This window comes from Streptomyces sp. BK340 (assembly GCF_007827595.1).
In the GTDB taxonomy this organism is placed as follows: domain Bacteria; phylum Actinomycetota; class Actinomycetes; order Streptomycetales; family Streptomycetaceae; genus Streptomyces.
In genome coordinates this window covers 267403-278130 of the sequence record NZ_VISR01000007.1, presented here as the reverse complement: position 1 = coordinate 278130, position 10728 = coordinate 267403, and the positions used below count along the sequence as shown (strand labels likewise).

Sequence of the window (10728 nt, the reverse complement as noted above, 5' to 3'; positions counted from 1 at the left end):
ATCAACTCAACCCATCTGGAAGACCAGCGCAGACCAGCGCACAGTCTCGGCAGGCCGGCGCAGGAAAACCCCTAGTCGTGGCGGGGTGCCGGGCTGGGACGGGCGGGGCCGAACGCTCCTGCGGGAGCCGGCCGGCGGGCAACACTAGGGGTTTGCTGCCGGTGGGCGGGACAGCATCGGCGCTGCGAGATGGGTTCCGGGGGGACACCCCGGCCAGCGACTTCGACGAGGATCACTTCGCATGCCCGAATCCGCCCCGACGGGCAATCCGCCGTGTCCCGCACCGTCCGCTCCCGGCGATCCGGCCGAATTCGATGCCCAGGACGAGGAGTTGATCGCGTATCTGCTCCGGCGGGTGCAGCGTTCCCGGGGCCGGCAGCTGAGCCGGCGGGCCGCGGGTCTTCCGGCCACGACGCTGACCGGGGAGACGGAGATGCTGCGGGAGTACACGGCTCGCCTGGGCCGGCCCGGCGCGGAGATCGCGTTGGCGATCCTCACACTGGCACGGCAGCAGCAGCGCGCACCGCACAACGGCTCCTGAGACGTACCGCCCGAGTCGTACGGCTGCGCACATGACGACGGCGGGCTCCCGGACCGGAGTCCGGGAGCCCGCGTCCGCAGGCCCTTACGGCCGCCCGCTACCAGCGGGCGCCGGTGAGCGCCGCTCCGTGTTCACGGACCAGCCGTGCCTCGGCGAGGTCGGATTCCACCATCATCCGCATCAGCTCGGCGAAGCCGACCTCGGGCTCCCAGCCCAGCACCGTGCCGGCGTGGGTGGAGTCGGCGCACAGGACCTCCACCTCCGCGGGCCGCACCAGCGCCGGATCGATGACGACGTGCTCCTCCCAGTCCAGACCCACGTACTCGAAGGCCAGGCGCACGGCCTCACGCACGGAGTGCATCCGGCCGGTGCCCACCACGTAGTCGCCCGGCTCGTCCTGCTGGAGCATCAGGTGCATCGCCCGGACGTAGTCGCCGGCGAACCCCCAGTCGCGTACGGCGTCGAGGTTGCCGAGGCTGAGCTTGTCCTGCATGCCGAGCTTGATCTGCGCGACCGCCAGGGAGATCTTCCGGGTGACGAACTCGGCACCCCGCCGCGGGGACTCGTGGTTGAACAGGATCCCGGAGACGCCGTACATCCCGTACGACTCGCGGTAGTTGCGCGTGATGTGGTGGCCGAACGCCTTGGCGACGCCATAGGGGCTGCGCGGGTGCAGGAGGGTGGTCTCGCGCTGCGGCGTCTCCGCGACCATCCCGAACATCTCGGAGGACGACGCCTGGTAGAAGCGGATCCGCCCCGGGGCGCCGACCCCCGCCGCACCACCGCTGAGCCCGCTCACCATCCGGACCGCCTCCAGCATGCGCAGCACGCCGTTGCCGTTGACCTCGGTGACGAGTCCCGGCTGTTGCCACGACATGGGGACGAAGGAGATGGCCCCCAGGTTGTAGACCTCGTCAGGCTGGATCCGGTCCACCGCGGAGACCAGGCTGCCCTGGTCCATCAGGTCGCCGTCGACGAACCGCAGGTCCGGGATCAGCCGGCCGATGCGGTCCTTGCGCGGGTTCGCCTGCCCCCGGACCAGGCCCCAGACCTCGTAACCCAGCGAGATCAGATGTTCTGCCAGGTAGGACCCGTCCTGCCCGGTCACTCCGGTGATCAGCGCACGCTTGGACATCATTTCCCTTCCACCGCCACGGCCTTCTCGGAGTGCCAGCGAACCAGCATCGGCCCTAAGGAATTTGCGAGACTCCGGCCGCACGGTGGACACCACATCGGCGAACAGCAGCGACACGAGCCACTCTGTGAGCTGCCTCACCCCTTGCCACCCGCCCGGCGCACGAACTGCCTGACCAGCGCCCCTCCTGTCGGTCCGGGCCCGCCTGTTGGCCGGATACGTCAGTAATCTGTCATTGCAGCCAGTGCGAGATCCGATACAGGCTGTGACCGTGTTGGAGCGACGTGTTGTTGTGGTGGTGTACGCGGGCGCCATGGCCCTGGACATCACCGGACCGATTGAAGTGTTCGATACCGCGAACCGGCTCCTGGGTCCCTCGGGCACCCCCTACCGGACCGACTTCGTCTCCGCCGACGCGCCGCTGGTGCGCATGAGTTCGGGGGTGGTGGTCGGGGCGGCGCCGCTGGAGGCGGGGCAGGGCCCGATCGACACGCTTCTCGTGCCGGGGGGATGGAGCGTCGGCAACGCTCTCCGGGACCAGGAGCTGGTGTCCTGGATCGGCGGGGCGGCGGCCCGGTCGCGCAGAGTCGCCTCCGTCTGCGGCGGATCCTTCCTGCTGGCCGAGGCCGGGCTGCTCGACGGCAGACGCGCCACCACGCACTGGGCCTACAGCGAGGCGATGGCGTGCCGCTATCCGGATGTGACGGTGGACGCGGAGCCGATCTTCGTCTGGGACGGCCCCTTCGTGACCTCCGCGGGCGTGTCGACGGGCATCGACATGGCGCTGGCTCTGGTGGAGGCCGATCACGGATCGGCGCTCGCACTGGAGACGGCACGGTTTCTCGTGCTGTTCCTCAAGCGGCACGGAGGACAGTCCCAGTACAGCGCCGTCCTCGACGCCCAGCTGGCCGACCATCCGCCGATCCGGGCGGCGCAGGAGTGGATTCTGGACAACCTGGACAACCCATTGCCCGTGGCCGAGATCGCGCGGCAGGCCAACATGAGTCAGCGCAACTTCGCCAGGGTCTTCCGGCGCGAGGTGGGCACGACACCCGGCCACTACGTCGAGCGCACGCGTATCGCCCGCGCACGCGAACTGCTGGAGACCACAGACCTGACGATCAGCCAGATAGCGGGCCGCTGCGGATTCGCCGCCACCGAGACGTTCTTCCGCTCCTTCGGACGGACGCTGGGACTCACGCCCAAGGAATACCGGCACCGCTTTCAGGTCATCTCGCCATCCGGCCTCATCGACCGGCACCACGAGAGGGAGGGAAGCCCCGCATGACCACCGCGACCGCGGAATTACGCGAGGCAGGAACGATACGCCTGGCCGACTATCTGGCCGGGGAACTCGCCAGGGCCGGCGTCACCCACATGTTCGGCGTGGGCGGCGCGAACATCGAGGACCTGTACGACGCGGTGCATCGCGGCGGTACGGTCCGCGGCGTCGTCGCCAAGCACGAGTTCTCCGCCGTCACCATGGCCGACGGGTACGCGCGTACTACCGGGCGCCTCGGCGTCGTTGCGGCCACCTCGGGCGGCGGGGCGATGAATCTCGTACCGGGTCTGGCGGAGGCGTACGCCTCCCGCGTTCCTGTGCTGGCCCTGGTGGGCCAGCCGCCGACCGGTCAGGAAGGGCACGGGGCCTTCCAGGACTCCAGCGGCAGGGCGGGCTCCTTCGACGCACGGGAGGTCTTCGCACCCGTCTCCCGGTTCTGCGCCCGGGTCGACGACGCGGACTCGCTCAGGGAGTTGCTGCCCCGGGCAATGGCGGCGGCACAGGCCGAACCACGCGGGCCGGCCGTGCTGCTGCTGCCCAAGGACGTGCAGCAGGCCCGTATCCGGGTGCCCGCCCTTGACCCGGAGCCGGCACCGGGCGGCCGGGCGGCGGCCACCGTGGCACCGCTCGACACGGCTGCCGTCAGCGCCGTGTCGGACGCCCTTCGCGGGGCCGGTCGCGTCCTCGTCATCGCCGGTGAGGGTGTTGCCGCCGACGACGCACGCGGCGAACTGGCCGAACTGGCCCGGCGTCTGGGGGCATGGGTGGCGGTCACCCCGGACGCCAAGGACGTCTTCGACAACCACGATCCCCGATTCGCCGGCGTGGCCGGGGTGATGGGCCACGCAAACGTCGAGGAATGTCTACGGCGGGCCGATCTGTGCCTGCTGGCCGGTACCCGGCTGCCGCTCCTGGCACGTGGCGGCCTCGACCAGGCCCTGGCCGCCACCGACGTCGTGTGCCTCGACCCCGAACCGCCCTTCGTGGCAGGCATCGCACTGGGTGGGAACCTGCGCGACGCGCTCCGCGCGGTGACCGCCCGGCTGCCGTCGGCCCCACGTCCCTGCCCGCCGCACGCCGGCCCGCTCCCCGCGCCCGTGCCGGGTCCGGACTTTCGGGCCCGGGAGCGAACCGTCCCCCATGCCCAGGCGGTCGCCGCGGTGGCGGCGGCGCTCCCCGAGGACGCGCACGTCTTCGTGGACGCCGGCAACGCGGGGGCCAGCGCGGTCCATCTCCTCCCGGCACCGCGCCGCGGCCGCTTCGTGCTGGCGGTCGGCATGGGCGGTATGGGCTACACCTTCGGTGCCGGCATCGGCGCCGCACTCGCCACCGGCCGGCGCACCTACGTCCTGGCAGGCGACGGGGCCTTCTTCATGCACGGGATGGAAGTGCACACCGCCGTGGAGTACGGCGCACCCGTGACATTCGTGATCTTCAACAACAACGCCCACGCCATGTGCGCGCTGCGCGAGGAGTTCCTGCAGGGCGGCGTCCGCAGCGACGACCTGTTCGCCCCGGCGGACCTCGCCGCCGGAGTGGCCGCCGCCTTCCCGTCGCTGGAGGCCACGGGAGCCGTCGACGCGGCGCAACTGCGCACGGCGCTGCTGCGCAGCAATGCGGGCGGCGGCCCGGCGTTCGTCGCCGTGGCCTGTGATCCACGGGAGATCCCCCCGTTCCTTCCCTTCCAGTCCTTCACCGAAGTCACCGAGAGCAAGGAGGGTTCGCATGAGCGAGGAGTCGTCCATGTTGGCTGACATCCCCGGTCTGATCCGGATCGAGAACGCCGGCAAGGAGGAACTGACCGCCCACTGCATGGAGCTCACCCACGCGGTCTACCCCCACCATCAGGTCTACGGGCAGTACTGCACCATCCACGAGTACGTCGACTGCCCCCCGGAGCAGGCCTACGACTATCTGCGCCAGGGGCACCATCTGGAGGAATGGACCTGCAGCCTGCGGGACTTCGCGCCCACCGGCACACCGGGGCTGTGGGTCGGTCACGACCGGCTGGAGGACGACACCAGGATCTACTGCGAGGTGGTCGCCAACCCCGAGGCCATGACCGTGGACTACCGCTGCTCGTGGGACCAGGGCGAGAAGCTGTGGATGATCTACCTGATGCGGGTCGTGCCGGCCCTCCTGGTGCTGGACAAGCCGGGTTCGGTGATCACCTGGACCAACTGCCGCCATCCCTACTACGACGAGAACCCGCGCCCCGACCTGGCTCCCCGCCCGGACCGGCCCTGGGTGGGCGACTACTGGGACCTCTTCTACGCGGGGCACACCTTGGAGATGAACAACCTCAAGGCGATCCTGGAACACCGCCACCGGAGCGGTCTGCCGGTCAGCGTGGCTCCGGGCAGGGCGGTGGCGCAGTGACGACGGTCAGCCTCACCGACGTGGCGAGCTACCTCCCCGGTGAGCCGGTCCCCGCGGAGTACTACACCGAATACCCCGGGGCCGAGGACAAGCTCCGCAACCACCCCATGTTCAAGGTCCCGCTGTCACGGCACCACGTGGCCGGGGACGAGACCAACGCGGACATGGTCGAGCGCGCCGTACAGCCCCTGATCGAACGGCACGGCAGGGCGGCGATCCGCGGCGTCGACGTGCTGTTGGTGCACAGCCAGTTGCCGGACCTGCCGTTCGTGGGCGCCGGAACCGAGGTGGCGCGCCGGCTGGGCCTGAACCCGGAGTGGCTCGTCGACGTCGCCAACGCGGGCTGTGCGTCCTTTGTGTACATGTTGAAGATGGCCCGGCAGATCCTCGCCTCCACCGACGCGAAGACCGCGCTGATCTGCAACGCGCAAAGCGCCGCGGGGCAATGCTTCACTCAGTCCGAGGTGCGCAGACTCGCCCAGGCGGCGATTCCGGGCGACGGGTGCGGTGTGGCGTTCGTGACGACGTCGGCACAGTCGCCGGTCCTCGATGTGGAGACCCGGCACATCGGCGAGTACGCCGGCGACATGACCGTGGCGCTCGACGACGGTCGCAAGTACTGGGAGCCGGGCGAGTCCCAGCTGCGGATCGGGTTCACCGACGCGAGCGTCGCCAAGGTCCTGGCACGCGGGAACCGCCTCGTCCCCGAAGTGGTCCTCGATCTGTGCCGGCGGCTCGGCGTGGCGAGCACGGACATCGACGTCCTCATCACCAACCAGCCCAACCGCACCTTCCTGCGGAACTGGCGAGAGGCGCTGCAACTGCCGGCCGAACGGCACCTGAACACCTTCGACGAATACGGCAATCTGTTCGGGGCGGCGATCCCGATCACCTTGGACCGTGCGATCGGCTCCCGGCAGGTGGCGGACGGCGACCTGATGGTGCTCGGAGGCTTCGCCCACGCGGGCGACTTCGCCGGTGCCGTCGCGGTTCGCTGGCACGGCGGACGGGACTGAGGCATGGACGTCCCCGTACTGCACCGACTCGCCCTGAACGAGAGCCCGTACCCCCCACTGCCCCCGGTACGCGAGGCCATGCAACGGGCCGTCGCGGAGGCCCACCGCTACCCGCAGTTCCACCCCGACGACCTCACCGAGCGGATCGCCGCGTGGTGCCGGGTGCCCTCCGACCGTGTCGCGGTCGGCAGCGGGTCGGTCGGCGTCGCCCTGCAGTTGCTCCAGGCGGTGGTCAGGCCGGGCGACACCATGGCCTACGCCTGGCGCACGTTCGACGCCTACCCTGTCCTGGCCGCCATCGCCGGCGCTCAGCCTGTCCCCGTCCCCCTGTCGCCGGACGGCCACCAGGATCTGGACGCCCTGCTCGCGGCGCTCGACCACCGCACCCGCGTCGTGGTGCTGTGCAATCCGCACAACCCCACCGGAAGCCTCGTCACCGCCGGCGCACTGTCGGCGTTCCTGCGCCGGGTCCCCCGGCGCGTCACCGTGCTCCTCGACGAGGCGTACGTGGAGTTCGCCCGCGGTGCCGACCTGCCGGACACGTCGGCGCTGCTGGACGCACACCCCAACCTGCTGGTCCTGCGCACCTTCTCCAAGGCATACGGCCTCGCCGCCCTGCGGGTCGGCTACGGACTCGGCGCGCCCGACCTGGTGGAGCGGGTCCGCCGGCAGCAGCTGCCCTTCGGGATCAACGCGGTGGCGACAGCGGCGGTGAAGGCCTCGCTGCGGGCCGAGAGCGAACTGCGCCTGCGCGTGGACACCGTCGTCGCCGAACGCGAACGGCTTCGGCGTGCACTCGTGTCCCTCGGCTGGTGCGTGCGCCCCGGCCATGCCAATTCCGTCTGGCTCGCCGCGCCCGATCCGGTCGACGAGGGCGCCGCAGCACTCACCGGCGCCGGTGTCCAGGCGCGCCACTACCCCGGCGAGGGACTCCGGCTCACCGTCGGCGACCGGAACGCCAACGACACCGTGCTGACCGCGCTGGCAGGAGTGCGGGTGCTCGGTGGTGCGGCGCGGACGTGAAGCACGCCTCCGTGGCGGCCGGGCAGGAACCTAGTCCTGGGTTTCCGCCTGGTGCTCCTCCCCTGCGAGCAGGCCCGCCGGACGGCGGCCCGGTGGCTGCTGCGGCTCGGGGCGCGCAGGTGCCGCGGGCATCGACCGGTCCACCGGGCCGTCGGGGGTCACGGTCAGCGGTTCCCCGTGATGCAGCAGTTCCAGCGGTTCACCCTCCACCAGCCGGTAACGCACATGGGCCGGGCCGACGTCCACCTTCAGCCTGCGTCCGCGCACCAGCACCGTGAACGCCACCCTGGACAGCGCTTCCGGCAGGCGCGGTGCGAACGCCAGCAGGCCCGGCTTTCCTTCCTCGCCGATGTACCGGCGCAGGCCGCCGAGACCGGCGACCAGGGCGATCCACGTCCCGGCGAGGGAGGCGATGTGCAGCCCGTCACGGGTGTTGTGCTCCAGATCGTCCAGGTCCATCAGCGCGGCCTCGCCGAGGTAGGCGTAGGCCAGCCGCAGATGCCCGGTCTCGGCGGCGAGCACCGCCTGGCAGCACGCCGACAGGGAGGAGTCGCGGACGGTGAGCGCTTCGTAGTAGGCGAAGTTGCGTGCCTTCTGCTCGTCCGAGAACAGGTGTGGGCACGCCAGCATCGCCAGCACCACGTCGGCCTGCTTCACGACCTGCTTGCGATACAGGTCGAAGTAGGGGTAGTGCAGCAGGAGCGGGTAGTGCTCGGGCGGGGTCGCCTCGAAGTCCCAGCGCTGGAAACTGGTGAACCCGGCGGACTGTTCGTGCACGCCGAGGGACTCGTTGTACGGCCTCGCCATGCGCGCCGCGGCGTCCCGCCACACGGCGGTCTCCTCGTCGTCGACACCGAGTTCCGCGGCCCGGTCGGGATGCCGCGCCGCCACCTCCGCGGCGGCCAGCAGGTTCTGCCGGGCCAGCAGGTTGGTGTACAGGTTGTCGCGGGCGATGGCGCTGTACTCGTCGGGTCCGGTGACCCCGTCGATGTGGAAAACGCCTTCCGGGTCGTGGTGCCCGAGGGAGCGCCACAGCCGAGCGGTGTCCACGAGGAGGTCGAACCCCTCACCACGCTCGAAGTCCTCGTCCCCCGTCACCGCGGCGTACCGGACGACGGCCATGGCGATGTCGGCGTTGATGTGGAAGGCAGCCGTACCGGCCGGCCAGTAGGCGGAGCTCTCGCCACCGTCGATCGTCCGCCAGGGAAACGCCGCTCCCGACAGGCCCAGCTGGCTCGCGCGTTCCCGGGCCGCCGGCAGCATCTGGTGCCGCCATCGCAGTGCCGACGCGACGGTCTCCGGCGCGGTGAACGTCAGGACCGGCAGCACGTAGGACTCGGTGTCCCAGAAGGAGTGCCCGTCGTACCCGGTTCCGGTCAGGCCCTTCGCGGGAATGGCCCGGTTCTCGCCGCGGGCCGCCGCCTGGAGCACGTGGAAGAGAGCGAACCGCACCGCCTGCTGGATCTGTGCGTCGCCCTCGACCTCGACGTCCGCGCCGGCCCAGAAGCGGTCCAGGTACGCCCGTTGCGCGGCGACCAGCCCGTCCCATCCCGTGCTGACCGCGGCCGCCACGGCTCCGTCCACCTGATCGTGCACGGCCGGCAGCGAACGCTCCCCCGACCAGCCGTAGGCCACGAACTTGACCAGCCGCAGCGGTTGCCCGGGCACCAGGTCCGCGGTCACCGTCAGACGGCTGACATCGGGCTCGCTCTGCGCCGTCCGGCGAGTGCTCCCGGGTCCCTCGATGAGGTGGTCGGCCGCTGCCGCCACCCGCAGTGCGCTGCGGTCGGTGCAGTGCACGAGCCGCAGGCGGGTGTCCTGCGCGAAGTGCTCCTCGGCGTTCAGGGGGGACTCGATGGCGGCGGCCACGCGCGGGTCGCCCGCCGCGCCGGGCAGTTGTTCGTTGGCGACCAGCTCGGACTGCACGGCCACCGTGGTCGGTCCGTCGATCGGCTCGACCTCGTACACGATGGCGGCGACCGCGCGTTGGGTGAAGGACACGAGTCGCCGTGAAGTGATCCGGACCGTGCGGCCGCCGGGCGATGTCCACCGGGCCGTGCGGCTGAGCACTCCGGACCGGAAGTCCAGCACCCGTTCGTGCGCCACCAGCCGGCCGTAGCGCAGATCGCACGGGTGGTCGTCGACCAGCAGCCGGATGATCTTGCCGTCGGTGACGTTGATCATCGTCTGGCCGGACTCGGGATATCCGTAGCCCGCTTCCGCGTACGGCAGCGGATGCCGCTCGTGGACGCCGTTGAGGTAGGCGCCGGGCAGCCCGTGGGGCTCTCCCTCGTCGAGGTTGCCGCGCCACCCGATGTGCCCGTTGGACAGCGCGAACACCGACTCGCTCTGGGCGAGCACGTCCAGGTTCAGCTCGGTCTCGCGCAGGCACCACGGCTCGACCGTGTAGCTGGGGTGGGTGATCATCGCAACTGCAGAAGTTCGGCCAGGTCACGGACCACGATGTCCGCCCCGTGCGCCCGCAGCTGATCCCCCTGGCCCACCCTGTCGACGCCCACGACCACGCCGAACCGTCCCGCCCGCCCGGCCTCGACCCCGGCCAGCGCGTCTTCGAACACCGCGGCCGCGTCCGGATCCGTTCCGAGCACGCGGGCCCCCTCCAGGTAGGTGTCCGGGGCGGGCTTGCCCCGCAGCCGGCGCTCGTGCGCCACCACTCCGTCGATCCGTTGCTCGAACAGGTCCTCGATGCCGGCCGCCGCCAGGACGTCCCGGCAGTTCGCACTGGACGACACCACCGCGCAGCGCAGGCCGGCCTCCCGCGCCGCGTGCACGAAGCGGACCGAGCCCTCGTAGGGTTCCACCCCGTCCTCGCGGATCCGGCGCAGCACCAGCTCGTTCTTGCGGTTGCCCAGTCCGTTCACCGTCTCAGCCTGCGGCGCGTCGTCCGGCGTTCCCTCGGGCAGGTGCACCCCGCGCGAGGCGAGGAACGTGCGCACGCCGTCCTCGCGGGGCCGCCCGTCCACATACTCGTCGTAGTCGCCCACCGCGTCGAAGGGCACGAACTCGGTGCCCTCGTGTGTCGCGCGCTCGCGGAGGTAGTCGTCGAACATCTCCTTCCAGGCAGCCGCGTGCACCGTGGCGGTCCGGGTGAGGACACCGTCGAGGTCGAACAGGCAGGCACGGACATGAGCAGGAAGACCCAGCATGTCGCCGAGGCTAGGAGGCGTCCGCCGCCGCTCGCGGCAGGCCACTGTCCGGCACGCCGGAAGGCACCCGCACGGTCGAGGGCCGAGCGCGGCCGGGGTGGGATCGGGACGAACCGGGGGGACGCAGGACCGAAGGACACAGCCGTGGCACAGCAGGGCCCCAGGCCGGCGGTGCGGCCGGCCAG

At 71.0% G+C, this 10728-nt stretch carries 9 protein-coding genes; 6 read left to right on the top strand and 3 right to left on the bottom strand.

Annotated features, from left to right (window positions below; translation table 11 throughout):
• Positions 1–241 precede the first annotated feature (241 nt).
• Entirely contained in the window at positions 242–541 is a 300-nt protein-coding gene (locus FB157_RS16705; RefSeq protein WP_145880404.1) for a hypothetical protein, read from the top strand.
• A 97-nt stretch (positions 542–638) separates the two neighbouring features.
• On the opposite strand, the gene FB157_RS16700 is transcribed toward FB157_RS16705, so the two are convergent.
• A complete protein-coding gene (locus FB157_RS16700; RefSeq protein WP_145880468.1) occupies positions 639–1676 on the bottom strand; it encodes a GDP-mannose 4,6-dehydratase in 1038 nt (345 codons plus the stop codon).
• A 271-nt stretch (positions 1677–1947) separates the two neighbouring features.
• Between FB157_RS16700 and FB157_RS16695 the strand changes: the two genes are divergently transcribed.
• The 5 genes from FB157_RS16695 to FB157_RS16675 are packed head-to-tail and all read left to right on the top strand — an operon-like array spanning position 1948 to position 7376.
• A complete protein-coding gene (locus FB157_RS16695) occupies positions 1948–2964 on the top strand; it encodes a GlxA family transcriptional regulator (RefSeq protein WP_315903819.1) in 1017 nt (338 codons plus the stop codon).
• A complete protein-coding gene (locus FB157_RS16690) occupies positions 2961–4712 on the top strand; it encodes a thiamine pyrophosphate-binding protein (protein ID WP_145880402.1) in 1752 nt (583 codons plus the stop codon). The genes FB157_RS16695 and FB157_RS16690 overlap by 4 nt, the downstream gene beginning before the upstream one ends.
• Positions 4684–5337 carry an SRPBCC family protein gene (locus FB157_RS16685; protein ID WP_145880400.1) on the top strand — a complete coding sequence of 218 codons (654 nt, stop codon included), beginning with the start codon at positions 4684–4686 and terminating at the stop codon, positions 5335–5337. The genes FB157_RS16690 and FB157_RS16685 overlap by 29 nt, the downstream gene beginning before the upstream one ends.
• Positions 5334–6353 carry a 3-oxoacyl-ACP synthase III family protein gene (locus FB157_RS16680; protein WP_145880398.1) on the top strand — a complete coding sequence of 340 codons (1020 nt, stop codon included), beginning with the start codon at positions 5334–5336 and terminating at the stop codon, positions 6351–6353. The genes FB157_RS16685 and FB157_RS16680 overlap by 4 nt, the downstream gene beginning before the upstream one ends.
• Positions 6354–6356: 3 nt before the next feature.
• Positions 6357–7376 (top strand): histidinol-phosphate transaminase, encoded by a 1020-nt coding sequence (locus FB157_RS16675; protein WP_145880396.1) that lies wholly within the window; start codon positions 6357–6359, stop codon positions 7374–7376.
• 30 nt (positions 7377–7406) lie between these two features.
• Here the strand turns inward: FB157_RS16675 and FB157_RS16670 are convergent, their stop codons facing one another.
• Positions 7407–9803 carry a glycoside hydrolase family 65 protein gene (locus FB157_RS16670; protein ID WP_145880394.1) on the bottom strand — a complete coding sequence of 799 codons (2397 nt, stop codon included), beginning with the start codon at positions 9801–9803 and terminating at the stop codon, positions 7407–7409.
• Positions 9800–10543 (bottom strand): beta-phosphoglucomutase family hydrolase, encoded by a 744-nt coding sequence (locus FB157_RS16665; RefSeq protein WP_145880392.1) that lies wholly within the window; start codon positions 10541–10543, stop codon positions 9800–9802. Before FB157_RS16665 ends, FB157_RS16670 begins: the two co-directional genes overlap by 4 nt.
• Between the last annotated feature and the right edge of the window lie 185 nt (positions 10544–10728).

Coding starts and splice junctions, on each gene's coding strand:
- FB157_RS16700 (WP_145880468.1), bottom strand. CDS start 1,676: ATGTCCAAGCGTGCGCTGATCACCGGAGTGACCGGGCAGGACGGGTCC.
- FB157_RS16685 (WP_145880400.1), top strand. CDS start 4,684: ATGAGCGAGGAGTCGTCCATGTTGGCTGACATCCCCGGTCTGATCCGG.
- FB157_RS16705 (WP_145880404.1), top strand. CDS start 242: ATGCCCGAATCCGCCCCGACGGGCAATCCGCCGTGTCCCGCACCGTCC.
- FB157_RS16675 (WP_145880396.1), top strand. CDS start 6,357: ATGGACGTCCCCGTACTGCACCGACTCGCCCTGAACGAGAGCCCGTAC.
- FB157_RS16665 (WP_145880392.1), bottom strand. CDS start 10,543: ATGCTGGGTCTTCCTGCTCATGTCCGTGCCTGCCTGTTCGACCTCGAC.
- FB157_RS16670 (WP_145880394.1), bottom strand. CDS start 9,803: ATGATCACCCACCCCAGCTACACGGTCGAGCCGTGGTGCCTGCGCGAG.
- FB157_RS16690 (WP_145880402.1), top strand. CDS start 2,961: ATGACCACCGCGACCGCGGAATTACGCGAGGCAGGAACGATACGCCTG.